Origin of the sequence: Chitinophaga cymbidii, from assembly GCF_007992715.1 — a bacterium.
Lineage (GTDB): Bacteria > Bacteroidota > Bacteroidia > Chitinophagales > Chitinophagaceae > Chitinophaga > Chitinophaga cymbidii.
On the sequence record NZ_BKAU01000004.1, the window covers coordinates 568,693 to 592,084 of the forward strand.

Annotated in this window: 21 protein-coding genes; 13 read left to right on the forward strand and 8 right to left on the reverse strand. The window is 54.8% G+C overall.

What is annotated here, in order from left to right:
* Window positions 1-14 precede the first annotated feature (14 nt).
* Both CCY01nite_RS18520 and CCY01nite_RS18525 read right to left on the reverse strand, forming a co-directional pair.
* The gene (locus tag CCY01nite_RS18520; RefSeq protein WP_146864914.1) at window positions 15-1,034 is read right to left on the reverse strand and encodes an LLM class flavin-dependent oxidoreductase; all 1,020 of its coding nucleotides are present in this window, start codon (window positions 1,032-1,034) and stop codon (window positions 15-17) included.
* A 63-nt stretch (window positions 1,035-1,097) separates the two neighbouring features.
* Complete coding sequence (locus CCY01nite_RS18525) at window positions 1,098-1,763, reverse strand: MCP four helix bundle domain-containing protein (protein WP_186831137.1); 666 nt, start codon at window positions 1,761-1,763, stop codon at window positions 1,098-1,100.
* A 128-nt stretch (window positions 1,764-1,891) separates the two neighbouring features.
* On the opposite strand from CCY01nite_RS18525, the gene CCY01nite_RS18530 reads away from it, so the two are divergent.
* From CCY01nite_RS18530 to CCY01nite_RS18575, 10 genes are all read left to right on the forward strand, one after another.
* Window positions 1,892-2,485, forward strand: coding sequence for an RNA polymerase sigma factor (locus CCY01nite_RS18530; RefSeq protein WP_146864918.1), 594 nt, complete (start codon window positions 1,892-1,894; stop codon window positions 2,483-2,485).
* Between the two features lie 69 nt (window positions 2,486-2,554).
* Window positions 2,555-3,709, forward strand: a complete 1,155-nt coding sequence (locus CCY01nite_RS18535; RefSeq protein WP_146864920.1) for a FecR domain-containing protein — start codon at window positions 2,555-2,557, stop codon at window positions 3,707-3,709.
* 259 nt (window positions 3,710-3,968) lie between these two features.
* A complete protein-coding gene (locus tag CCY01nite_RS18540) occupies window positions 3,969-7,325 on the forward strand; it encodes a TonB-dependent receptor (RefSeq protein WP_146864922.1) in 3,357 nt (1,118 codons plus the stop codon).
* 20 nt (window positions 7,326-7,345) lie between these two features.
* Window positions 7,346-8,899: a RagB/SusD family nutrient uptake outer membrane protein gene (locus tag CCY01nite_RS18545; RefSeq protein WP_146864924.1), complete on the forward strand. Its 1,554-nt coding sequence runs from the start codon at window positions 7,346-7,348 to the stop codon at window positions 8,897-8,899.
* 27 nt (window positions 8,900-8,926) lie between these two features.
* Window positions 8,927-9,757, forward strand: a complete 831-nt coding sequence (locus CCY01nite_RS18550) for a PKD domain-containing protein (RefSeq protein WP_146864926.1) — start codon at window positions 8,927-8,929, stop codon at window positions 9,755-9,757.
* Between the two features lie 26 nt (window positions 9,758-9,783).
* On the forward strand, window positions 9,784-10,644 hold the full coding sequence (locus CCY01nite_RS18555; RefSeq protein WP_146864928.1) for a glycoside hydrolase family 16 protein: 861 nt from the start codon (window positions 9,784-9,786) through the stop codon (window positions 10,642-10,644).
* Window positions 10,641-12,095 (forward strand): glycoside hydrolase family 30 protein, encoded by a 1,455-nt coding sequence (locus CCY01nite_RS18560; RefSeq protein ID WP_146864930.1) that lies wholly within the window; start codon window positions 10,641-10,643, stop codon window positions 12,093-12,095. The genes CCY01nite_RS18555 and CCY01nite_RS18560 overlap by 4 nt, the downstream gene beginning before the upstream one ends.
* A 146-nt stretch (window positions 12,096-12,241) precedes the next feature.
* Window positions 12,242-12,583: a type II toxin-antitoxin system RelE/ParE family toxin gene (locus CCY01nite_RS18565; RefSeq protein WP_146864931.1), complete on the forward strand. Its 342-nt coding sequence runs from the start codon at window positions 12,242-12,244 to the stop codon at window positions 12,581-12,583.
* A 2-nt stretch (window positions 12,584-12,585) separates the two neighbouring features.
* Window positions 12,586-13,695, forward strand: coding sequence for an ImmA/IrrE family metallo-endopeptidase (locus CCY01nite_RS18570; RefSeq protein WP_146864933.1), 1,110 nt, complete (start codon window positions 12,586-12,588; stop codon window positions 13,693-13,695).
* A gap of 49 nt (window positions 13,696-13,744) precedes the next feature.
* Entirely contained in the window at window positions 13,745-14,431 is a 687-nt protein-coding gene (locus CCY01nite_RS18575) for a 3-keto-disaccharide hydrolase (RefSeq protein ID WP_146864935.1), read from the forward strand.
* 4 nt (window positions 14,432-14,435) lie between these two features.
* Here CCY01nite_RS18575 and CCY01nite_RS18580 read toward each other — a convergent pair whose 3' ends face one another.
* From CCY01nite_RS18580 to CCY01nite_RS18600, 5 genes are read right to left on the reverse strand one after another with little or no spacing between them, the layout of a single operon-like run.
* Window positions 14,436-15,977: a SulP family inorganic anion transporter gene (locus CCY01nite_RS18580; RefSeq protein ID WP_146864937.1), complete on the reverse strand. Its 1,542-nt coding sequence runs from the start codon at window positions 15,975-15,977 to the stop codon at window positions 14,436-14,438.
* 39 nt (window positions 15,978-16,016) lie between these two features.
* Window positions 16,017-16,943, reverse strand: a complete 927-nt coding sequence (locus CCY01nite_RS18585) for a helix-turn-helix domain-containing protein (protein ID WP_146864939.1) — start codon at window positions 16,941-16,943, stop codon at window positions 16,017-16,019.
* Window positions 16,944-16,993: 50 nt separating this feature from the next.
* Window positions 16,994-18,847, reverse strand: a complete 1,854-nt coding sequence (locus CCY01nite_RS18590) for an outer membrane protein assembly factor BamB family protein (RefSeq protein WP_146864940.1) — start codon at window positions 18,845-18,847, stop codon at window positions 16,994-16,996.
* 53 nt (window positions 18,848-18,900) lie between these two features.
* Window positions 18,901-19,221: a cupin domain-containing protein gene (locus CCY01nite_RS18595; protein WP_146864942.1), complete on the reverse strand. Its 321-nt coding sequence runs from the start codon at window positions 19,219-19,221 to the stop codon at window positions 18,901-18,903.
* 10 nt (window positions 19,222-19,231) lie between these two features.
* Window positions 19,232-20,386 (reverse strand): beta-1,2-mannosidase, encoded by a 1,155-nt coding sequence (locus tag CCY01nite_RS18600; protein ID WP_146864944.1) that lies wholly within the window; start codon window positions 20,384-20,386, stop codon window positions 19,232-19,234.
* 58 nt (window positions 20,387-20,444) lie between these two features.
* Between CCY01nite_RS18600 and CCY01nite_RS18605 the strand changes: the two genes are divergently transcribed.
* From CCY01nite_RS18605 to CCY01nite_RS18615, 3 genes are all read left to right on the forward strand, one after another.
* Window positions 20,445-21,005, forward strand: a complete 561-nt coding sequence (locus CCY01nite_RS18605) for a Crp/Fnr family transcriptional regulator (protein ID WP_146864946.1) — start codon at window positions 20,445-20,447, stop codon at window positions 21,003-21,005.
* A 74-nt stretch (window positions 21,006-21,079) separates the two neighbouring features.
* Entirely contained in the window at window positions 21,080-21,448 is a 369-nt protein-coding gene (locus tag CCY01nite_RS18610) for a DoxX family protein (RefSeq protein WP_186831138.1), read from the forward strand.
* A gap of 24 nt (window positions 21,449-21,472) precedes the next feature.
* Window positions 21,473-22,168 carry an SDR family NAD(P)-dependent oxidoreductase gene (locus CCY01nite_RS18615; protein ID WP_146864949.1) on the forward strand — a complete coding sequence of 232 codons (696 nt, stop codon included), beginning with the start codon at window positions 21,473-21,475 and terminating at the stop codon, window positions 22,166-22,168.
* Window positions 22,169-22,187: 19 nt separating this feature from the next.
* On the opposite strand, the gene CCY01nite_RS18620 is transcribed toward CCY01nite_RS18615, so the two are convergent.
* Window positions 22,188-23,336, reverse strand: a complete 1,149-nt coding sequence (locus CCY01nite_RS18620) for a putative sensor domain DACNV-containing protein (RefSeq protein WP_186831139.1) — start codon at window positions 23,334-23,336, stop codon at window positions 22,188-22,190.
* Window positions 23,337-23,392 lie beyond the last annotated feature (56 nt).

A 23,392-nucleotide genomic window follows, 5' to 3' on the forward strand; every position in this document is an offset into this window, starting at 1 on the left:
GGAAATTACGAAAATCAGCTATGCCGTGGCTCGAGCCGGAATTCCTTTGCTAGCAGCCGGAAAGATTCCATCCTGGCGGCGGCGTCTTCCGCGATGGTGCTGAGTACGATCTCGTTCACGCCGTACTGCGCGCAGAGCGCTTCGATCTGCTGCCGCATGCTTTCGGGTGTGCCGCAGATCATGCGGCCGCGGTTGTAGTTGATGCGAAGCTGTTCGTCCGGCATGTACTCTATCTGTTCGATCTCTTCGTAGGAGGGAATGGGCGTGTCCCGTCCTCTTTCGATGTGCAGCAGGCGGTAATCGAATTCGGCTTTCCATCTTTCAATGACGGCGTCATCTTCCGAACAAAAGGCAAAGATGGAAAAGTTGGCTTCGGGTGCTTTCAGTTCGGCGGAGGGCCTGAAGTTTGCGCGGTATTGGGCTACCGCTTCGGGGCCGCCGTTCGGGTTGATGAACTGCGCGAAGGAAAGCGCCGTGCCGAACCAGGCGGCCAGCTGGGCGCTGCCGCCGCTGGAAGTAAGCAGCCATACCGGGGGCACGGTTTCGGCCTGCGGCATTGCTTTTACTTTTTCCTGCACGGAACCGGGCTCCGCATGATCGGAAATGAAATGTTTCAGGTCTTTTATCTGCTGGATGAACTCGCTTTCTGAAAAGGAGTTCTGGGGGTTCAGCAGCCGCGCCGTCAGCCGGTCGCCACCGGGCGCGCGTCCGATGCCGAGGTCTATGCGGCCGGGGAACAGGGCTTCCAGCATGCGGAAGTTTTCCGCTACCTTGAGCGTGCTGTGGTTGGGGAGCATGATACCGGCGGCGCCTAAACGAATATGGCGGGTTTGTCCCGCCAGGTAAGCTATCAATACTTCCGGTGTGGAACCGGCGATGTTGGGAATATTGTGGTGTTCCGATACCCAGAATCTTTCATAACCAAGCTGGTCCGCCAATACGGCCAATGTTCGGGTTTCCTGTAAAGCCTGTTCCGTTGTGCTGCCCAGCCGTACATGCGACTGGTCCAGGATGCTTAATCTGATCTTTTTCATCCGCTACTGTTCTGTCGTGTGATAAATCTGTCGTGAAATAAAGATACAAAATTAAGGCTTGCACTAATTTAATCCGGGCTTTTGATCGGGGTTTAAAATATGTTTGTCAGACATGCTCAGCAATATCACTGCCATCACCCCCAGCACGATCAGCAGCGTCATTTCCAGGTGCGAGCTGAGCACGGAGCCGCTGGCAATATTGTGCGAGCCGGTTTGCAGGTTCTTGCCTTCGCCCACCTGAATTTCCGTGAGGTTGTTCAGCAGGGTCACCGTCTGCCGGAAACCCTCATCCAGCGAAACCTCCCCATCCACTGAAAGCCCGCCGGGCCCGGTAGCCAGTGTGAAGCTGGCAGATTCCAGCCGGTTGTACCGCTGCAATTGCTCCTTGAAACGCAGCCACAACGTTTGCTCGTTCTTTGTCAGGTAAGTGCTGTCATATGCCTGCACAAGGCTGTCGATCTCCCCGTCCCTGGCCTTTTTTAGTGCCATCCAATCCTCGGGCAGCCCCGCCTTTTCTTCCAGCATCAGCCGCTTCTGGTAAAGCCGGTTGGATATTTCGTATAGATAGGTGGCCGGCAGCAGCCTGTCCTGGTAAATGGAAGAAACAGATTCATCCAGCCGCGAAATGTTCTTCCTCGACCGCAGGTTATTCAACAACACCAGCACAATAATGACGATCAGCACACAGCAAATCTTGAATTTATTCCTGATCTGGAAGAATCCTTTCATAACGTAGCGTTTAGCTCTAATATAAGCATTATTCCGGCTGTTCGCGGGCATGGCGCCACAAAGTCGTCCGATAATATTTTTTTTCTTTAGATTTACGCAACGGCAACACACCAAAATCACAAAACGTTATGGATCGGATGTTATCCGCGAAGGATTGGCTGGTACGCATGAAAGAAGGTGACGAGTCGGCTTTCACCAGCATTTACCGCCACTATCATCCACCGCTTTACTATTACATACTGCGCTTTTGCAAGATACCCTCGCTTGCGGAGGACCTGGTGCACGATGTGTTCATGAAGGTGTGGGAGATCCGGGAACGTATTGACCCCGAGCTGCCTTTCTCCGGCTATATCTACCGCATTGCGCGGAACCATGTATTCAAAACCCTTCAGAAGATCGCAACGGACCGCTCGCTCCGGGAGCAGCTGTTACAGCAGCTGCACGTCAGGGAAAGTGAGCAGCCCGAGCAGATCGCGCAGGCCAGGGAATATGACCGTCTTTTCCACGAGGCGCTGGACCGCATGCCGCGCCAGCGTCTGAACGTTTTCCGCCTCTGCCGCCAGGAGGGCAGGAGTTATGACGAAGCCGCCGCTATACTGGGCATTTCCCGCAATGCCGTAAAGAAACACATGGTATTGGGCATGCGTTTTATCCACGATTATGTCTTCCGCTACGGCGATGTGATCTGCGCTTTGTATCTCACCTCGAAAAATTTTTTCTGACGGAGGTACCCTCCACGCACAATTCCGGATAATATTACCAGGTACCCGCCAAAAAGGGCGCCTGTTCATATGGCTCCACACGAAGAACTGTTACAGAAATACCTGGATGGCCAATGCACCCGTGAAGAAGCAGAGACCCTCATGAAATGGCTGCAATCCACCGGCTCCCACCGCGCCCTGCTCCACAGCATGCAGCAGGAATTCGAACGTTCCATGCATACACATGCAGAGATCCCCGCCGCCATCAGCGACCGGATAGAGACTCGCCTGCTGCAGGACATCAGCGCCGGCAAGGTGGTGAACATGCGCGCCCGCGCCCGCCGCAACTGGATGATAGCGGCTTCTGTAGCGCTGCTCATCGCCGCGGGCATCTATTCATACAGGGTCACCCGCCCCGCCGGAACACCGCCGGCGCTCACCGCGCAGCGCACGGAAGACGTGGCGCCCGGCAGCAACAAGGCCGTGCTCACGCTCGCCAATGGCGCCACCGTGATGCTGGACAGCGCGGGCAACCAGGTGATCCGCCAGGGAAGCACCACCGTGCTGCAGCAGAATGGACAGTTACAATACGACAGCAAACCGAATGAAGGGACTGTAGGTTACAACACACTCTCGGTGCCGCGCGGAGGGCAGTTTCATGTGGTGTTGCCGGACGGGAGCAAGGTATGGCTCAATTCCGCATCCAGCCTGAAATACCCTACCGCGTTCACCGGAAAGGAAAGATCGGTGGTGCTGCAGGGCCAGGGTTATTTTGAAGTGTCGAAGAACGCGCAGCAGCCCTTCCTTGTGAAGGTAGGCGAAATGGAAGTGCAGGTGCTCGGCACCAGCTTCGACGTAATGGCTTACAGTGATGAAAGCAGCATCAACACCACGCTTGTGGAAGGCGCGGTAAAGGTCGCCGGCCGCGTGCTCAAACCCGGGCAGCAGGCGCGTTTCGACCCGCTGACCGGCAGCTTCAGCATACGGCCCGCGGACGTGCAGCAGGTCATCGCCTGGAAGACCGGTTTCTTCGAATTCGATAACGCGGGGCTGGACGACATCATGCGGCAGGTAGCCCGCTGGTATGACATCGATATCACTTATACGGATAAACAAACGGACCGGACGTACGGCGGCCGCATCAGCAGAAGCCTGCCGTTGTCTGAAATACTGCATATGCTCGAACCCAATGGCGCCAGGTTTACGCTGGAAGGAAGAAAACTGAAAGTATCATCAACCGAATAAATGGATCAGGCCCGCGCTTAAACAAAATTAAATTCACCGTTATGAAAAAAACAACTGAAACAGGTTAAGGTAGCGGCATGCCCAAAAAAGAACCGGAAGCGCTTGCAACACTTCCGGCCAATAGCCTGGGTATCCTGCCAATAGTCCCTCTAAGAACTATTATTTCGTAATTCCCAAACAACACAAAAGTATGAAATTAAACTTTAGTGGCGGAGCTTTCTATATACGAAAGCGCACATCAACCAAATTGTTCCAAGTTATGAAACTGACCACCTTTTTGCTGTTCGCCGCCTGTATGCAAATCAGTGCAAAAGGGCTTTCACAGCAGATCTCCATTTCAGAGCGGAACGCCCCGTTGAAAAAGGTGCTGAAGGAGGTCGCCCGGCAGGCGGGCATTTCCCTGGTGTATGACGAAGTTTTGTTATCCCGTTTGAAGCCTGTGACCGTTGAGCTTAAAAATGCCACCGTGCAGGAAGCGATGAGCACCTTGCTCAAAGATCAGCCGGTAGCTTACAGCATCGACGGCAAACGTATTATTATCCGGCAGCCTGCGCCTGACGGCCGGGCGCCGGCGGACACGTCCATTACGGTCAGCGGCCGCGTCACCAATGATGCCGGAGAAGCCATCCCCGGCGTTACCGTGCGCATTGCCGGCACTTCGTCCGGCACGGCCTCCGATGCCAGCGGACGGTATTCCATCCGTGTCCCGGGCGCCGGCGCTTCCCTGATCTTCAGCTTTCTCGGATATAACTCCCGCACGCTGAAAGTTTCCGGCAACAGCATGGACGTGAAGCTGCAGCTGTCTGAAACCGAGCTGACGGAAACGGTCGTGGTAGGCTACGGCGTGCAAAAGAAAAGTGTGGTGACAGGCGCCATTTCCAGCGTACGGGCGAAAGACCTGGAAGACATGCCCATCACCCGCCTCGAACAGGCGCTGCAAGGCCGTACCAGCGGTGTGACCATCGCGCAAAGCTCCGGCCAGCCCGGCTCCGGCGCCACCGTTCGCGTACGCGGCATCACCACCTTCAATAATAATGATCCTTTGTGGGTAGTAGACGGCGTGGTGGTGGATAACGGCGGTATCGGCTATCTGAACCAGTATGATATTGAATCGATAGAAGTATTGAAAGACGCAGCCTCCCAGGCCATCTACGGCGCGCGCGCCGCGGCAGGCGTTATCCTGGTGACCACCAAAAAAGGAAAGGCCGGCAAGCTGACGGTCAACTATAACGGCTACTATGGCACCTCCGCGCCCGCCCGCAAGCTGAAGATGCTGGACGCCACACAGTATGCCACCCTGCGCAACGAAGCCTCCGTGGCGAAAGGCGACGGGATCGTATTTGCAGACCCGGCATCGCTCGGCAAGGGCACCGACTGGCAGGCGCAGATCTTCAACAACAACGCGCAAAGACAAAATCACGAGATCAGCGTGAGCGGCGGCAATGAAAAATCCACATTCTATACTTCCTTCGGCTACTTGCAGCAGGAAGGGATCGTGGCCTCCGCCATCTCCAAATACAAACGCTTCAACATTCGTCTGAATTCCATTCACAAGCTCACGCCCTGGCTCGTTTTTGGCGAGAACGTTGGGTATGCGTACGACAAGAACGTTGGCCTCGGCAATACGAACAGCGAATTCGGCGGCCCCCTCAGCTCCGCGATCAACCTCGACCCGATCACGCCGGTGGTCATCACAGACCCCGCCGTGGCAGCCGCTTTCCCTTACACGGAACCCGGCGTGCGCAGGGATGCGATGGGCCGTCCCTATGGCATATCTTCCGATGTGACCCAGGAAATGACCAACCCGCTGGCTTATATCACCACGCGCCTCGGCAACTACGGCTGGTCGCACAACATCGTGGGCAACACCTACCTGGAAGCCGAGCCCATAAAGGGATTGAAACTCCGTTCCACCCTCGGCGCCAAGATCGCTTTCTGGGGATCGGAATCCTTTACTCCTATATCTTATCTCAACTCGTCTACCATTTCATCCCGCACTTCCTTTAACCGCACCTTCAACAGCGGTTATAACTGGAACATAGAAAACACGATCTCTTACACCCGCTCCATCGGCGATCACAATTTCACCGTGCTGGCGGGGCAGGGCGCGTATATGGACAACCGCACGCGCAACACCAGCGTAACGTTCAATGATGTGCCGGCGGATAATTTTGACGATGCGTCCCTCAACTTCAAAGTGCCGGAAGACAAGCGGCTGACCAACGGCGGGGAAGGAGCGGACCATCGCATCGCCTCCCTGTTCGCAAGATTGAACTATAACTACAACGAGAAATACATGCTGGAAGCGATCGTTCGCCGCGACGGCTCTTCCCGCTTCGGCGCGAACAACAAGTTCGGCATATTCCCTTCCTTCTCCCTCGGCTGGGTAGCGTCCCGCGAAGACTTCTGGCCGGAGAACCAGGTGGTGACCTTCCTGAAGTTCCGTGGCGGTTACGGCGTGGTGGGGAATGATAACATCGGCGACTTCGCTTTCCTGTCCACCATCGGCAGCGGCAGGAACTATGCTATTGGCAATTCCGGCAGCTACTTTGTGGGGTACAGCCCCAATGCGCCCTCCAACCCCGATCTGAAATGGGAGGAAACCAGCCAGGCCAATATCGGCTTTGAAGCGACGGTATTGCGGAACATCACCGTGGCGTTCGACTGGTTCAAAAAAGCAACGAAAGACATCCTCCAGAACCCGCGCATACCTTCCTATGTCGGCGCTATCTCCAATCCCGCCGCTAACGTGGCGGATATGGAGAACGCCGGCGTAGAACTGGAACTGGGATACCGCAACAGCATCGGGGAATTTGATTTCTCGCTGAACGGCAACGTATCTTACCTAAAGAATAAAGTCACCAATCTCGGTGAGGGCATTGAATTCCTTTCCGGCGGCTCCAGCTTCCAGAATATGGGCGCCATTACCCGCACCGCCATCGGCCAGCCGATCAATTCTTTCTTCGGCTACCGCACGATGGGCATCTTCCAGACACAGGCCGAAGTGGATGCTTATGTAGGCAAAGACGGTACAAGGATCCAGCCGAATGCGAAGGCCGGTGACTTCCGTTGGGAAGACAGGAACGGCGATGGACAGATCACGCCGGATGACCGCGATTTTATCGGCAACCCCACGCCCAAATGGACGTACGGCTTTACCGCCAACGCCGCTTACAAAGGTTTTGATATTGTGCTGTTCGGACAGGGCGCCGGCGGCAACCAGATATTCCAGGGGCTGCGCCGCCTGGACATTGCTAACGCGAACTGGCAAACGAAAGCGCTCAGCCGCTGGACAGGCCCGGGTACATCCAATGATCATCCCCGCCTCGTTACCAACGACCCGAACAAGAATTTCACCAACAACTCCGAATTCTACCTGGAAGATGGCAGCTACCTGCGCATCAAAACCCTCCAGCTGGGATACACCCTGCCCGGCGCCGTTACCAAAAGGATAGGGCTGGAAAGGCTGCGGGTGCATGTGATGAGCGAAAACCTCATTACGTTCACGAAATACACCGGCTACGATCCCGAGATCGGCGGCGGCGTTTTCAGCATCGACCGCGGCATCTATCCGCAGGCGCGTTCTTTCATGTTCGGTTTGAACGCAACTTTCTAATCACTTAAAGCAGATCAACAATGAAGAGAAAATACATTCCATTCATCATCATACTGGCGGCAGGACTGCAAATGACAAGCGGGTGCGGCACGAAGTTCCTGGACGTAAAACCAAGAGGTCTTGATCTCGAATCGAATTATTACCGCAACGAAACGGAAGCGTTCAACGGGCTGGTGGCGGCATACGATGTTGTCGGCTGGCAGGGCGGCGGTTACGTTACGCGGGTAGGCGCTTTCGATGCCGCGTCAGACGACCATTTCGCGGGTGGTGGTAACTCCACCGACATCAACGACCTGCAGGTGATCGACAACTATACACTGACACCGGAGATCGGGCCGCATAACGAGCTGTGGAGAAAAGGATTTTCAGGCGTGTTCCGCTCCAATGTGATCCTTTCAAAATTGCCGGACGTGCCGATGGATGAAAACCGCAAGAAACGTTTCATCGCTGAGGCGAGATTTCTGCGCGCCTATTTTTATTTCGACCTGGTGCGCATGTTCAAGAACGTGCCGCTGTTCACCGAGCCCGTTTCCACCAGCGAAATGTACGACGTGCTGCAGGCGCCGCCCGCAGATGTATACAAGCTGATCGAAGATGATCTCCGCGCCGCGATAGACGAACCCAATCTGCCGGACCAGGTGCCGGTTGCTTCGGAAGGGGGCAGGGCCACCAAAGGCGCCGCGCATGCGCTGCTCGGGAAAGTATATCTCTACCAGGAAAAATGGGCTCCCGCCGCCGCTGAATTTGCAGAGGTGAACGGCGCAACGCCGGGACAGGCCAATGCCAAATACGGGTACAAGCTGCTGGAAAATTTCGGCGACCTCTGGAAGTCCGACAACGCCAGCAAATTCAACAGCGAATCCGTTTTCGAAATTGCCTTTACGTCCACTTCCGCCGGTACCTGGGATTGTGTGGCCTGTACGGAAGGGAATGTGCTGAACATCCTCGTTGGCCCGCGTGGCTACAATGCCCTGCAGGCAGGCGCTCCGGATTATGTTTCCGGCTGGAGCTTCCTCACCGTTACGCAAGACCTTTTTGACGTGATGCACTTTGATCCGCGTTACCGGTATACCATCGCGAACCTTGACAGCCTGGAAGCGAACGGCATCGCCTCCTATCAGAAAGCGCATAACAATACCGGCTATTTCCTCGAAAAATTCGCCGGCCGCGTATCCAATCAGACGCAGGGCGGCGGCTCCAAGGAGCTGAACTATCCGCAGAACCTTTACGAGATCAGGCTGGCGGATACCTATCTCATGGAAGCGGAAGCGCTGGTGCGCAACGGTGAAAGCGGCGCTGCGGGCACACGTTCCTACAACCTGCTGAATGCGGTGCGTGCGCGCGTGGGACTGACCGCTATCCCCGCCACGATCGAGAACATCTTCCTGGAAAGAAGGCTGGAACTGGCCGGCGAAGGCCACCGCTGGTTCGACCTTGTGCGCTCCGGGCAGGCAGCGGCGGTGCTCGGTCCACTCGGCTTCAAGCCGGAAAGGCATTCCATTCTGCCGATACCCTTGCTGGAACTGGAGAACACAAAAATGGAACAAAGCAAGGAATGGGGAGGAACAAAATAATCAGGCTATCACTTTCAAATCAATATCATGCGATCTTTATATATTATCGGGTGCGCACTGCTTTTCGCGGCCTGCTCCCCGGAAGCTTCCACCACACCTTTGCATCCCATACCGGAGGCAACATTCAGCGCAACGCCCTTGCCGGACAATGCCAACAAGATCGTCGTGAAAAGCACGACGCCCGGCGGGTTCCTCTGGCTCTGGAACTTTGGCACGAACGGCACGGCGCGCCGTGAACAGGATACCCTGTCGTTCTCCAAAAAAGGAGAATACACCATTCAGCTGACCGTGTTCACACAAGGGGGCTATGCCACCACCGCGCAGAAAGTGAACATCGCCAACGACATGCCGGCGGTGGATATTCTGAAGGGCGGCGATATGTCCGCCGGCAGCGAAACCTTCTGGCCGCTGCTGAATACCGGCGGAACGCAAACCACCATTGTCGTTGCGGACGGCGTGCTTAAGTTTTCCAGCGCCGGCGGTACCAATGGCGCCGTTTACCAGGCCATCACCGTGAAAAAAGGCAGGGAATACACTTTCGCCGCGGATATCAAAGGCGGCGGCGCCGTGGAAACCTGGTTTGAAGTGATCTTCGGGACCACGGCGCCCGAGCAGGGCAAGGACTATTCCGGCACCACGCTTATTGCCATGAATACCTGGGCAGGATGCGGAAACATGCCGTTCAACGGTGCGTTCGTGGGCATCGGTTGCGAAGGCGTGGGAAAAAGTGACGGCAAGATAAAATTTGATAAGGACGGCACCGTTTATATGGTGATCAAAGGCGGCAGCACCGGCGCCGGCACCATGGGGCCGGACGGTATTACGCTTGACAACGTGCAGTTCCTGGAAGAACAATAATCCTGATATCATCTAAATATCCAACGATGAAAATACTGCAATACACGCTGGGCCTGCTGATAGGGCTGCATGTGACAGCCTGCTCCGGCCAGGAGAAAGATACGGTCAGCGCCCCGGTTCCCCCGGCCGCGCAAGGCCCGCAGGATAAAGGCTGGAGCTTTGAAACAACACCGGTATGGCAGGATGAATTCGATTATACCGGCCTGCCCGACACCACCAAATGGGGATACGACATCGGCGGAAGCGGGTGGGGCAACAACGAGCTGCAGTATTATACGAACAGCATCAACAACGTCTTCGCCGGCAACGGCGTGCTGACCATTGCGGCCAGGAAGGAAGCCTTTGGCGGCCGCCAGTACACGTCCACCCGCCTGATCTCCAAAGGCAAAGGCGATTTCCTGTACGGGCGCTTCGAGATCAAAGCAAAGCTGCCGCAGGGCAGGGGCACATGGCCTGCTATCTGGATGCTGCCGACCGACTGGGCGTACGGCGGCTGGCCGAAGTCCGGGGAGATAGACATCATGGAACATGTAGGCTACGATACCAACAAAGTGCATATCAGCGTACATACCGAAGCCTATTATTTCAAGATCGGCACACACAAGACCAGCACCAAAGTGATAGAACAGGCCATGCACAAGTTCCATCTCTATCGTGTGGACTGGACGCCGTACGCCATCCGTGGTTATATCGATGATGTGCTGATCTATCAGTTTATCAATGAAGGGAAGGGGTACAAGGTCTGGCCGTTCGACAAACGTTTTCATCTGCTCCTGAACATTGCCATCGGTGGCGATTGGGGCGGGCAGCAGGGTGTGGACGATACGATCTTTCCAACCAGCATGGAAATCGATTATGTAAGAGTGTATAAAATGATCGACAAATGAGCAACAAAATATTAACGGCCATCGCATCATTGCTGCTGTCTGTGACGCTTTCGTCCGCCAGCTGCAAGGGCGGCGGCGGCGACAAGCCCGATCCGGTTGACCCGCCGGAAACCGGCCCCGTTAAATCCGACGTAGCGGTATGGCTGACAAAGCCGGACAGATCGGTGCTCTTTGCATCGCAGAAGACGGCGATGGTATTTAAAGATACTTTTAACGTGTATCCCACGATCAACATCGATGAAACACAAACCTTCCAGCAGATCGACGGCTTCGGCTACACGCTGACCGGCGGCAGCGCCACGTTGATCAATGCATTGCCCGCATCCACGAAAGATGCGCTGCTCGAAGAGCTGTTCCACTGGGACAGCACCTTCATCGGCGTCAGCTACCTGCGCATCAGCATCGGCGCGTCCGACCTCAGCGCTGAAACATTTACCTACAACGATCTTCCGGCCGGTCAAACCGACGAAGACATGGCGCATTTTTCCATCGCAAAGGAGCAGAAAGACCTGGTCCCGGTATTGAAAAAGATCGTAGCGCTGTACCCGCAGATCAAAATACTCGGCTCGCCGTGGAGCGCGCCGGTGTGGATGAAGACCAACAACGCATTCATAGGCGGCAGCCTCAAACCGGAATATTATGCGGCCTATGCGAAATACTTCGTAAAGTACATCCAGGCGATGAAAGCCGAAGGCATTACGATCGATGCGATCACCCCGCAGAACGAGCCGCTGCATGGCGGCAACAACCCGAGCATGGTCATGCAGGCGGCGGAGCAGGCGGACTTCATCAAAAACCACCTCGGTCCCGCTTTCAGGGACGCGGGTATCACCACAAAGATCATCGTGTACGATCATAATGCGGACCGTCCGGATTACCCGGTGGACATCCTGAAAGATCCCGCCGCGAATGCCTTTGTAGACGGCTCGGCCTTTCATCTCTATGGCGGTCAGATATCCGCGCTGACGCAGGTCCATAATGCTTATCCCGACAAACACATCTATTTCACGGAGCAATGGGTGGGCGGCCCCGGCAATTTTGGTGGCGACCTGCAATGGCACGTCAAGAACCTGATCATCGGCGCCACCCGCAACTGGAGCCGCAATGTGCTGGAATGGAACCTGGCGGCAAACCCTTCTTATGATCCGCATACGCCGGGCGGTTGCAGTACCTGCCTTGGCGCGCTGACTGTTTCCGGCGCCAGTATAACCAGGAATGTGTCGTATTACATCATCGCCCATGCCGCTAAATTCGTGCGTCCGGGATCGGTGCGCATCGGATCGGATAATCCCGGTACGCTGGAAAACGTAGCGTTTAAAACCCCGGATGGAAAGAAAGTGCTGATCGTGCTGAACGACGGCAACGTACCACAAAAGTTCAACATCAGGTATAATGGTAAGATCGTAACAGGCGAGCTGGTTAACGGCAGCGTCGCAACGTATGTTTGGTAATAATCATTAGGTTGATGAATGAGCAAAGCTTCCGGTTCTCCGGAGGCTTTTTTTATGTGAATGCTTACATGAGTTGAAATTTTTTTTGGTGGGAATTAAAAATATTTTAATTTACAGTTAGTGTTAACCTAAATTGTATCTTTGTAGTGAATATCACATTTGCAGACCGGAAACTCGGAAAATTGATCACTAACGATCGAAGGCTGGATCAGGCTTTAGGAAAGATCAGAGCAGATAAATTACGGTTGAGGCTGGCACAGTTACAAGCTGCTGAAACCCTTGAGGATGTACGTTATCTGGCGGGTGGCTATCATCAGCTGAAAAATGATCGTAAAGGCCAGTGGGCCTGTGATCTGGATCAACCCTACCGGTTGGTTTTCAAGCCACACGAAGATCCTATTCCCATGAACGATAACGGGCAATGCACCTGGATTGAGATCACGGGCGTAGAAGTTTTGGAAATTGTAAACTATCATAAAGAGAAATGATCATGGCAAAGAAAAACGCATATTTTCCGCAATCTGTTCCGCACCCCGGTACAGACCTTGCAGAGAAGCTGGAAGAGTGGGGGATGGGGCCCAAAGAGTTTGCCATCAGAACCGGCAAACCTGAAAAAACCATTACGGCCATTCTGAAAGGTGAAAGCTCCATCACCCCCGATATGGCCGTACAATTTGAGAATGTAACCAGGGTTCCCGCGCATTTCTGGCTCAACAGGCAGCGTAACTTTGACGAGTGCAATGCCCGCGAGCGGCAGCGGGAAACGCTGGTTCAATCTATCGGCTGGGCGAAGCAATTCCCTGTTTCTGAAATGGTGAAAAAAGGGTGGTTGCCGGATGTGATCACCTGGGAGGAAAAGACGGCCGTGCTGTTGGCTTTCTTCGGTTTTTCAAATCATCACGCCTGGGAAGATTATTATTTCAGGCAGCAGCTGAAGGTTTCATTTCGTATATCACTGGTGCAAACCACGGCGCCTTTTGCGATCTCTGCCTGGCTGCGAAAAGGTGAGCTGCAGGCGGCGGAATTGTCTTCAAAGCCTTATTCTGCGGCTGCATTCAAGGAGGCGTTACCAGAGCTGAAGAAGATCATGGCCAGCCATCCTGCTACGTTTTTTGACCAGCTACAGGCGATTTGCCAGGAGGCCGGGGTCAAAGTGGTGCATACGCCCTGCCTGCCCAAAACGCCTATCAGCGGAGCAACGCGCTGGTTAAACAATACGCCGTTAATTCAACTGACAGGCCGGTATAAAAGAAACGACAGCTTCTGGTTTACTTTCTTTCATGAAGCAGGTCATATTCTGCTGCATGGTAAAAAAGATATTTTCCTGGAAGATGTGGAGTATGAAAAAAGAAAAGTGACAGAAGATGCGGAGATGAAAGAGAAAGAACAGGAGGCGGATGAGTTTGCAGTAAAATGGACGTTTTCGGAGGACGAAGAAGCGGAGGTACTTGCAGTAGCTCCTATATCTGAACAGCATATCCGGCGTTTCGCAAAGAAATTCGGTACGCACCCGGCGATTATTACCGGCCGGCTGCAGCATAAAGGGATCGTTCCCTATACCTTTGGAAAGCAGTATTTTCAGGCGGTAGACTTTGCCTGAAATAGTTATATTGTGTCAGCTAATTTCACCCTCAACCACGTTATTTCACATGCAAAAAATGCTTCTCCTCAGCGCGCTTTTCATTACCGCCGCTATCACCGCTTCTGCGCAAACCCGCAGTCTCTTTAACGGAAAAGATCATACCGGCTGGCATATAGATGTGCCGGCGAAAGACAAGGACGCCAATGCGCCCAGTCCCTTTATTATCCGCAACGGTATGATGGTCAGCCTCGCCAACCCGCAGGGGCATATCATTACGGATGCCGTTTATAAAAACTACCGCCTCCGGGTGGAATACCGCTTTCCCGGTAAACCGGGCAACTGCGGCGTGCTGGTGCATGCTTCCACGCCCCGCGTGCTGTACGGCATGTTCCCCAAATCCATCGAAGTGCAGCTGATGCACAGTAATGCCGGTGATTTCTGGTGTATCGGTGAGGACATTGCCGTGCCGGACATGGAGAAACGCCGCGGCCCGAAAGAGAACTGGGGGGCGGTGGATGGAAAAGAGCGCCGCATCGTTAACCTGACGGACGATTCAGAACGTCCGCTGGGCAAATGGAACACCATGATCGTGGAGTGCCTCGGCAATGAAGTGAAAGTATGGGTGAACGGCGACCTGGTGAATCATGGTTTCAACGCCACGGCGAGTGAAGGCCAGATCGCCTTGCAGGCCGAAGGGTCGGAAGTGGAATTCCGTAAAGTGGAGCTGACGCCGATCAGCAAGCTGACGAAATAGTTACCTATGATATCCTGTCCGTGGCTACTTTGTAGTCCGGATCTTCCAGCACATTTACTTCAATAACGTCCGCCGCATTTTTCAGCAGCAACTTGCAGTCTTCGCTGAGATGCCGGAGGTGAAGGGTTTTCCCCGCCTTGCGGTATTTTTCCGTGAGCTTGTTCAGCGCCTCTATGCCGGACATGTCCGCTACGCGGCTCTCCCTGAAATCGATGATCACTTCCTGCGGGTCGTTCTGCACATCGAATTTTTCATGAAAGGCCGTTACGGAGCCGAAAAATAAAGGACCATAGATCTCGTAATGCTTGACGCCCGAGGCGTCTGTATATTTCCTGGCGCGGATGCGTTTGGCGCTTTCCCAGGCAAACACCAGCGCGGAAATGATCACGCCGATCAGCACCGCTAGCGCCAGGTTGTGCAGCCACACCGTAATAACGGCCACCAGTATGCCGGTGATCACATCCTGCTTGGGCATCTTGGTAATGATGCGGAAGCTGACCCATTCAAAAGTACCGATCGCCACCATGATCATTACGCCCACGAGCGCCGCCATCGGTACTTTTTCAATCACCGGCGCTCCGAACAGGATCACCGCCAGGATGGTAATGGATGCGATGATGCCGGACAGGCGCGCTCTCGCTCCGGCGGAAAGGTTCACGAACGTTTGCGCGATCATCGCGCAGCCGCCCATCCCGGAAAAAAAGCCGTTGAAGATGTTGGCCGTTCCCTGCGCCACACATTCCTTGTTGCTCCTGCCGCGGTTACCCGTAATTTCATCCACAAGGTTCAGCGTCAGCAGACTTTCCGTAAGGCCCACACCAGCCATGATGAGGGCGTAGGGAAAGACCGTTTCCAGCGTATCCAGCGTAAGTGGTATGGCCGGAAGATGGAAAGACGGAAGCCCGCCGCTGACGGATGCGATATCTTTTACGGTTTTTGTATCGATGCCAAATCCGAGCACAATGCAGAATACGGCGATAATCGCAACGAGCGATGCCGGAACCGCTTTGGTCAGCTTCGGGAAGAACACTACAATGGAAATGGTCAGCATCACAAGCCCTGTCATGATCCACAGCGGTTGCCCCGAAAGCCAGGCGGGTTCGCCGTTGACGACGGTACGGAACTGTTCGAACTGCGAAGTGAATATGATAATGGCCAGCCCGTTCACAAACCCGTACATCACCGGTTGCGGCACCAGCCGGATGAATTTTCCCAATTTAAAGATCCCCACCGCCACCTGCAGCACGCCCGCCAGCGCGACCGCCGCGAAAACATGCTCCAGGCCATGCGATTGCATGAGCGCCATCAGCACAATGGCCGTAGCGCCCGCGCCTCCGGAAACCATGCCCGGTCTTCCGCCGAGGAGTGAGGTCACCAATCCCATAATGAATGCGGCATACAGTCCCACCAGCGGCGGAAATCCCGCAACAATGGCAAATGACAGGGACTCCGGCAGCATGGTCATGGCTACGGTAAGGCCGGCAAGGACCTCGTTTTTATAATTCACTTTCTGGGAAAAATCGAACAGGTTCAGGTACGCTTTCATGCAACATGCTTTGGAAGGCGCAAAGGTAGCAAAGAATGCCTAGACGCGGTGAAATATATGCTGCCGGTACTGTTCGGGGCTGCTGCCGGTGTGCTTGCGGAAGAAACGGCAGAAATAGGAACTGTCTGAAAAGGAGAGGTTGAGGGATATCTGGCTGATAGTTTGTTCTGTTTGCACCAGCTGGGCTTTGGCTTCCAGCAATAGCTGCTCCTGGATGTAGTAACTGGCGGATTTGCCGGTCTGCTCCCGGATGGTGTCATTCAGGTAACCGGGCGTAACGAACAGCATGGCCGCATAATCCGATATCCGCCTTTTGTCCGCATAATGTTGCGCGACCAGTTTTTTGAATTGCGCCACGAGCAATTGCCGGCGGGGGATGGCGGTGTCTTTTGCCTGCTGCAGATGTGCGTACAGGCGTTCCAGCTCTATCAGCATCACGTTCAGGTAGAGCCTTACCAGCAAATCGTCATTCATTGTTTTGCGGCGGCAGTACTCGGTATTCATTTTCGAGAATAACGCAGTGATCTGGCCGACAGCGGTGGCGGACAGCCGGAGAAAAGGCGGTTTGTCCGGCTGGAAAAACGGGTAGTGGTGGAGTTTCACCTGGTTACGCAGGCAAAGCAGGAAATAATCTGTATCAAAGATGCAGTGAAACCCTTTGATATCCGGGCTCCAGTATTCCGTTGCGTGCAAAGTGTTTTCGGGAATAAAATATATGCTGCCCGCCTCAAAAGTATAGGAGCGGTGGCCGATGGTTTCCCGCGCGGTGCCGGCGGTGATCAGCACCATGGTGTAGAAGTTGCGGCGATCGGATGGCTGGTTACCGTTTTTGACGGAAGGGCGCAGCTTTTCGAGCGGCACTACTTCCATGAAAGCCGTGTCTGTACTGGCCTGGCACTGCCGCGTTTCATAGGCGAAGTGTACTTTGAAATCGCGCGGGTTCTTTATGTTGATAGTGCTTTGCATGACGATGTCCTGCAAATATATACAAAATGCATCGTTGTTGCAAAATTATATCATGGCTTTATCTCCAGGCACAGCAGCTTCCCGTCCATCGAGGAAGTGATCACGGTGTTGCTATCCACCGGCTGCGCGGTGTTGACGAGGCAATTCGAGAATTTATGCTTCCACAGCAGGGAGCCGTCGGCAGCGGACAGGGCATACAGCACGCCGGAGCCGGTGGGCACGTACAGCACGCCGTTATATTCGTTGAGGGGAGAAGGGCATATCTCGTAACCCATCTCTACCGGCGATTTCCAGATCATTTCCCGTTCGTTGCTGCGGGCGTTGAAGGCGAGCACCTGTCCCTGCATGGTCTTGGCATACACGCGGTTGCTGTCCGGCGAAATACCCATGGATTCGCGCACCCAGTTGGCGGTATCGCGGAAACGCCAGACTTCTTCGCCGGTGCCGGTTTGCAGCACGGTCATATAGCGGTCCGGCGAAACGATCCACGCCTTTTGGTCGAAGGCCACCGGCCAGCATGCGGCGGGAGAGAACATGCGGTTGTTGGCGCCGTTGGTCCAGTCCCACAAAGGCTTGCCGGTAGCGGCGTCCAGCGCATAGAAATGATTGCCCCAGGAGCCGAAGAGCACTTTGTTCTCATAAATGAACGGCTTCGTTTCCACGAAACCCTTCACGCCGTCATAATCCCAGCGGAGCTTGCCGCTGCTGATCTCCCAGGCCCTGCAATGGCCGTCCGATCCCGCAACGACCGCAAGTCCGTCATATGCCGCGGCGGATGATACGATGGCTTTGCCGGTAGCTCGTTTCCAGGCGGGTTTGCCGTTTTTCAGCCGGAGGCAGTACACGGTGCCGTCTGTGCAGGGAACGATCACATGGCCGTCATGCACTAACGGCGTCGAATATATTTTCCCGCCGGCTTTGTACGTCCAGCGCCGCTTGCCGGTTTTCAGGTCCAGCGCTTTGATCTCGCCGTTGGTGTTGGTGTAAATGACTTTGTCTTCCGTGATGGCGACGGCGCTGCCCATATCGCCGGCTTCCTGTACCTGCCATTTTATTTGTACCTGTGGGTAAGCAGCGTTCATGCTGTAGGAAGGACGCGGCGGGTTGGGCATCCAGGCGGGCTTGCCGGTGGTGTTGACCTTGTGCCAGGCCGCCAGCGTTTCCATGCCGGGTGTGCGCTCGTTGAACACCAGTTCTCCGGGCGTAACGGAAACGATGTTGTATCCGCCAACGGGTTTTTTCGCGCGGAGGTTGGAGCGGCACATCACGCCGGGCACGCCTTCCCAGTTGTACGCCCTGTTCACATGCCCGTGCCCGCAGAGCATGATCTTTACGTTGCGGTCGCGCAGGCGATCCAGCACGTCATACCAGTTGTTGAGCCCGCTGTCCTGCGGATAGTGATTGATATAGATAATGGGTAATTCCCTGTTCTGTTGCTGTTGCAGCTGCCCGTCCAGCCACACGAGGTTTTCCCGCGGCACCTGTCCCGGTCCCATGCGCATGTTCGGGCCGCAGTTGGTGCCGAGGAACCAGTATCCCTTGTGCATGAAGCTGAAGGTTTCGTTACCGTATACGGTCCTGAAGGAATTGCAGCCGCTTTCGGACCATTTCGTGTCGTGATTGCCGGGAATGATGTGCCAGGGTTTGTTGAGCCGGGTGATGATGCTTTTGGAGAGGCGCAGCTCCTCATCGGAACCAAACTCTGTAACGTCCCCGGAAAAGATCACGAAATCGATCTGCGGTTGTTGATTGATGTCCGCGATGGTGCGTTCCAGGTCTTCCTGCCCCGTTTGCGTGCCTACGTGGGTATCTGTGACCAGTGCGAAGCGGAAGAGGGTATCTTGTGCCGGAGCGGCAAGGGCCGCCAGGCACAGCACCTGGAAAATGAAGAGTAGCTTTCTCATGACGAGAAAAATACAACTTTCCTCTAATTTTTAATAGATAGCTGGATGGATGGTCATTTGTAGTCTTCCCGCACGGGGCTGAACGAATCGATCAACCGGCATTCGGTTACCGCCTTTCCGCCGTGTGGCGTGTGGGGCGGGATGAGCAGCACATCGTGTTCCCGGAGGATATGCTTTACGCCGTCCAGCTCCATTTCCAGTGTGCCGGAGAGGACGTAGGTCATTTGTTCGTGCATATGCTCATGTACGGGGAACACTGTGCCGGCTTTGGCTTCCCAGTAGGCCAGCGTATGTTTTTCACCGTGAACGAAGCGGCCGGTCATACCTGGAAGCGTTTCACGGGAGGGTTTGTTCTGGAATGATTCAGGATTCATTGTGGTAAAATTACTTATTCTGCGGAATATCATCTCCGGGCGCATCCTTGCGGGGATTGTACACGGCCACGGCTACACGTGAATCGGCGCAACCATAATACAGGTACCATTTCTTTTTGAAGTACACGAGGCCCTCGATGAACACGGTGCCATCCACATACTGACCGCTTTTTTCAAAGGGTTCCACCGGCCGCAGGAACGGCACGTCCAGCCGCGCGATCGCTTTGGTCGGGTCCTGCAGGTCGAACAGCACCTGGCCGGCGCAGTAGGCGTTGCCGTTATAACGCTGGTCGCCACCGGCGCCGCGTTTGTTCTTGCCGTTGTACAGCAGCACGATGCCTTTGTCCGTCATCACCGCGGGCGGCCCGCACTCGGTGAGATCGCTGTCGAAATAACCCCTACGTGGACGAATAAACGCTTTCAGGCTGTCCTTTTCATTCAGCACCGGCGCCCAGTTCACCAGGTCATCGGAAGTAGCGCCATATACGGCGTTCTCGCCCCAGTACATAAAATACCGGCCGTTTACCTTGCTGATCACCAGCTTGCCGTCCACCACCTTTGTAACGATCGAAGCGGACTTGCTCCAGGTATTGAGGAAGCGGCCATTGTAGGCATCCTCGAAAGCGGGGCCGTGCTTTTCCCAGTGCACAAGGTCCCGCGACGTGGCCACGCCCAGCCGGGCATTCTTCCGGTTCCATTGCGTATAGAGCATCACGTACAATCCATCTTCCGTAACGGCCACCCGCGGGTCTTCACATCCGCCGGGATATTCATTCTCCCGCTGGCTGTCTTCTCCCGGATAGAGCACCGGCGTGGGCAGCCGTTTGAATGAACGGCCGTTCCTGCTTTCCGCGTAGCCAATGCGGGAAGTCCTTTTACCGATGCCGACGCCGGATTTGTCTTCCGCGCGGTACAGCACCACGATCTTTTTCTTTTTCACGGCAGCGGCGGGGTTGAATGTATCGTTGGATTCCCAGGCTACCGTTTGCTTTTGCATCGGGCAGCTGAACCAGGTGTCTTCACGGGGAGAGATCACGGGATTGACCTTCGCGGGCCGCACAAATCCTCCCAGCGCCCAGTCGGGCAGCACATTCTCCTGTTGCGCGTAAAGGGTGGAAAAAAGAAAAAGACAGGCGGTCAGCGGAACAAGCAGCTTTTTTATCATAATACGGTCTTTGAACAACCCGATAAATATATCTAATTTGATGACAAATCGTTAACCGATGGAAGCTTTTTTTGAAACGGTGCGCAGCTTTACGCCGCTTTCCCCCGAAAGCAGGGATGCTTTTGCCGGCATCCTGAAAAAAATGGAAGTGCCGAAAGGAGAAACGCTGGTAACGGAGCATGGCGTTTGCAATTACATCTATTTTATTGAAAGCGGGCTCACCCGCACCTATTATCTGAAAGACGGAAAAGATATCACGGACTGGATCAGCCTGAACGGCACATTTGCCTGTTCCATCGTGAGCTTTATCACGCGCCGGCCGGACATCCGCATCATCGAAACGCTGGAGGACTGCGTGCTGTGGGCTATTCACTATGACGACATCGAACAGCTGTTCCGGCAGTTTCACGAGATAGAACGTTTCGGGCGTCTGCTGGTCAACAGCGGTATCGTACAGATGCAGCAGCGTTTTGACGAACTGTATTTTGCGACGGCGCAGGACCGTTATCATACATTGATGAACAATCATCCGGAGATCATTCAGCGGGTACCCTTAGGCATGGTGGCTTCCTATCTCGGCATCACGCAGGAAACCCTGAGCCGCATCCGGCGGCATTGAGCTTTTTTTGACAAATGTCAAAGGAACCCCCGGCACGCTACCCCAACTTTGTGGTAAATAAACACACATTTACCATGAACACTTTGCTCTGGATATTACAGGGATTCCTCGCCCTCACATTCGCCTACTCCGGCTTCATGAAATCATCACAGGAACGGGAAAAGCTGGTCAGCGCCGGCCAGACGGGCGTGGCTAATCTTTCATACCCCATTATCCGTTTTATCGGCATCAGCGAGCTGCTGGGCGCGGTGGGCATCACCGTTCCCTGGCTGACCGGCATCCTCCACATCCTGACGCCGGTTTCCGCCGTTTGTTTCGCCGCCATTATGGTCATGGCGATGCGCATCCATTACAGGAGAGGTGAATACTGGAGCGTAACGCTGAACGTGCTGCTGTTCGCTGCCAGTGTTTTTGTGGCGTATGCCCGTTTCCGGGAAATTTAAGCCGCTGCGCTTATCTTTATCCCCATGCAGAAAACTGTACTGATACTCGGCGCCAATTCAGACGTAGCAAAAGCCGCCATCCGGTTGTATGTAGATAAAGGTTACAAGGTGATCGCGGCATCGCGGAGCCTGGACGAGCTGAAGGCTTTGCCCGTTGAAGCGATGTATTTCGATGCCACGGATTTTGACAGCCACCGCGCGTTTTATGACAGCCTGCCACAGAAACCGCACATTGTGCTGTATGCGGCGGGTTATCTCAAAAATAATGAAGCAGCGCTGCTGGATTGGGAAGGCAGTTTCAGGATGATGAAAGTACATTATTGCGGTGCGGTATCTATCCTTAATATCATCGCCATGGACACCGAAAACCCGCACCTGGAAAAGATCATCGGCTTATCTTCCTTGTCCGGCGTACGGGGGCGCAGGAGCAACTTTATTTACGGCAGCACCAAATCGGCTTTTACGCAATACCTCGCGGGGCTGCGGCAATACCTGTTCTCCCGCGGGATCACGGTAAATGTGGTAGTGGCGGGTTATATCCGCAGCAAGATGACGGCGGGGCTTGATCTGCCGGAATCCCTCATGCTGGAACCCTCGTTCATCGCGCGGTCTGTCGTGGAATCAGGAAAGCGGTTCACCATCGTTCCGGGTTTTAAATGGAAGGTGATCTACCAGGTGTTAAGGCTGATGCCGGAGCGGCTGGTAGCCAGGTTGCCGTAATACCCGGATCACGCAGGGCCTATATCAACAAAATATCAATACGGTGCGCCTGCACCATCTGCGCGGTTTCCGACCAGGAAAAAACGGTAAAATATCCGTCCTGCGACGCTACCAGCGCCAGCGCATCCCGCTGGTCGTGGATGAACTGCGCGGCGGAAAGATGGCGGGTGCCGCCGATCTTGGAAGGATGTATCTGCAACGGCGTGCCGCCGATGATAGGTTCGGTGAACAATACTTCATCTACCGGGGTGGACCAGCTGGCGCGGGCGATCTTCACGCCGAAAGCCAGCAGCTCCTGCTGGTCGTTGATCACAGTGGCGCCGTCTACCGCCGTGAGGCCGGTCACATTTTCCACTTCGCGCCGCAGGGCGTTCTGCCAATAGATCTCACTCACTGTATTGCCGTCCTGCCGGATAAGATCTGCCACGCCGGTGAAGGCGGGCGCTATGGGATATTGCATCGGATGAACGATCGATTCTTTCCATCCGTCGTGATTCGAAGGCGTCACCAGCAAAATGCCGCCACGCCGGTGTGCGCGCATGGACACGGCTATCTGTATCAGCACATTCACAGGATGGTTCCACACGGTGGTGGATTCCACGCCAAGTAACGTAGTGAGAATGGCCGGGCTGTCCGGCAGCAGGCCGCTGTCTTCATTCACGATCTTGATCTGGTCGCCGCGCAGCACCGCAACGTTGGTGAATTTGCCCAGTCCCGTGATGCGGCGGTGTTTCACTACCAGTAATCCGGGTTCGGACACGTCCACCACAAAACAATAATTCGGCAGCTGGATGGTAGTGCCCCAGATGTACAGCTCGTCGTCCTCAAACCAGATGCCCACGTGCACGCCGGCTCTTTCCACGCCGGGCGCGAGCTTGGTGAGCAACTTGGCGTTCAGGGGAATGCGGTGCTCGAACAGGAGCGGTTTGCCCACCTGGTCCGGGTGCATAAATGCCAGTGATATGCGGGTAGTGATGCCTTCTTCTTTGCGCAGGCTTGCCCAGAATGCCACATCAATGATCTTTTCGATGAGCATCGCGGAGGGTGCGGTGGCGAGGTCTTCTTCTCCGTTCCTTTCCGCACAGGCAAGATGTTTTACAAAATGTTCTTCTATCGGCGCCGCCACTTTGGAGGCCGCCTGGTATGTTGATCCGCTCGTCAATTCCATAATTTGATCTCGTTTACGGCTCAAATTTAGCCCTTTTTCCGCATGCGCCGGAGACG

Excerpts from the sequence above, each read along its gene's own strand:
- CCY01nite_RS18610 (WP_186831138.1), top strand. The coding sequence starts at position 21,080 with ATGAACACTTTGCTCTGGATATTACAGGGATTCCTCGCCCTCACATTC.
- CCY01nite_RS18535 (WP_146864920.1), top strand. The coding sequence starts at position 2,555 with ATGGCTCCACACGAAGAACTGTTACAGAAATACCTGGATGGCCAATGC.
- CCY01nite_RS18540 (WP_146864922.1), top strand. The coding sequence starts at position 3,969 with ATGAAACTGACCACCTTTTTGCTGTTCGCCGCCTGTATGCAAATCAGT.
- CCY01nite_RS18590 (WP_146864940.1), bottom strand. The coding sequence starts at position 18,847 with ATGAGAAAGCTACTCTTCATTTTCCAGGTGCTGTGCCTGGCGGCCCTT.
- CCY01nite_RS18580 (WP_146864937.1), bottom strand. The coding sequence starts at position 15,977 with ATGAAAGCGTACCTGAACCTGTTCGATTTTTCCCAGAAAGTGAATTAT.
- CCY01nite_RS18525 (WP_186831137.1), bottom strand. The coding sequence starts at position 1,763 with ATGAAAGGATTCTTCCAGATCAGGAATAAATTCAAGATTTGCTGTGTG.
- CCY01nite_RS18575 (WP_146864935.1), top strand. The coding sequence starts at position 13,745 with ATGCAAAAAATGCTTCTCCTCAGCGCGCTTTTCATTACCGCCGCTATC.
- CCY01nite_RS18550 (WP_146864926.1), top strand. The coding sequence starts at position 8,927 with ATGCGATCTTTATATATTATCGGGTGCGCACTGCTTTTCGCGGCCTGC.
- CCY01nite_RS18615 (WP_146864949.1), top strand. The coding sequence starts at position 21,473 with ATGCAGAAAACTGTACTGATACTCGGCGCCAATTCAGACGTAGCAAAA.
- CCY01nite_RS18560 (WP_146864930.1), top strand. The coding sequence starts at position 10,641 with ATGAGCAACAAAATATTAACGGCCATCGCATCATTGCTGCTGTCTGTG.
- CCY01nite_RS18620 (WP_186831139.1), bottom strand. The coding sequence starts at position 23,336 with ATGGAATTGACGAGCGGATCAACATACCAGGCGGCCTCCAAAGTGGCG.
- CCY01nite_RS18570 (WP_146864933.1), top strand. The coding sequence starts at position 12,586 with ATGGCAAAGAAAAACGCATATTTTCCGCAATCTGTTCCGCACCCCGGT.
- CCY01nite_RS18555 (WP_146864928.1), top strand. The coding sequence starts at position 9,784 with ATGAAAATACTGCAATACACGCTGGGCCTGCTGATAGGGCTGCATGTG.
- CCY01nite_RS18600 (WP_146864944.1), bottom strand. The coding sequence starts at position 20,386 with ATGATAAAAAAGCTGCTTGTTCCGCTGACCGCCTGTCTTTTTCTTTTT.
- CCY01nite_RS18530 (WP_146864918.1), top strand. The coding sequence starts at position 1,892 with ATGGATCGGATGTTATCCGCGAAGGATTGGCTGGTACGCATGAAAGAA.
- CCY01nite_RS18520 (WP_146864914.1), bottom strand. The coding sequence starts at position 1,034 with ATGAAAAAGATCAGATTAAGCATCCTGGACCAGTCGCATGTACGGCTG.
- CCY01nite_RS18545 (WP_146864924.1), top strand. The coding sequence starts at position 7,346 with ATGAAGAGAAAATACATTCCATTCATCATCATACTGGCGGCAGGACTG.
- CCY01nite_RS18595 (WP_146864942.1), bottom strand. The coding sequence starts at position 19,221 with ATGAATCCTGAATCATTCCAGAACAAACCCTCCCGTGAAACGCTTCCA.
- CCY01nite_RS18585 (WP_146864939.1), bottom strand. The coding sequence starts at position 16,943 with ATGCAAAGCACTATCAACATAAAGAACCCGCGCGATTTCAAAGTACAC.
- CCY01nite_RS18605 (WP_146864946.1), top strand. The coding sequence starts at position 20,445 with ATGGAAGCTTTTTTTGAAACGGTGCGCAGCTTTACGCCGCTTTCCCCC.